The 541-nt window shown below is 46.6% G+C and carries 1 protein-coding gene; it reads left to right on the plus strand.

Translation table 11 applies throughout. From position 1 onward, the window contains the following. Positions 1–391: 391 nt before the first annotated feature. On the plus strand, positions 392–541 hold a 150-nt coding region (locus tag Q4563_RS15735; protein WP_303605133.1), incomplete at its 3' end, for an Rnf-Nqr domain containing protein.

Consider the following 541-nt stretch of genomic DNA (forward strand, 5'->3'; position numbering starts at 1 on the left):
TTCACAGCGACTCCCGATACCTTTTGTCAGTAAATTGAAAAGACCGATTATGACCGATACCATCCAGAAAATATCCGGATTATATAACCGCGGCCATGATCAAATCAGCGCCCCATGCCGTTAAAGCAACAGTGTCGAGGGGGTATATCGAGGGTACGTCGGGCCAACATCGCAAGCAGCCCCGCGGAACTCCAGTTCAGCCCAAACGACGGATGCGTGATACTTTTGTGTCATTCTTGTGCCCGAAAGTGATCACCACCTCTAAGGTTATTCCTAAAACAACTTAAAACTATCCCTTTTAATACTTGAGGGAAATAATAGAAGTTTGGGATAATACGCCCCCTGATTTTCAGGCTTGGCTACTTTTTAATCACAGCGGAGCAACCACTGCATGACCGAGTATTTACTGATTCTGGTCAGTACCATTCTGGTAAACAACTTTGTACTGGTACAGTTTCTCGGTTTGTGTCCATTTATGGGCGTTTCCAACAAGCTGGAAACCGCCATCGGCATGGGTGCCGCAACCACCTTTGTGCTGACA

The organism is Gilvimarinus sp. 1_MG-2023, assembly GCF_030548285.1.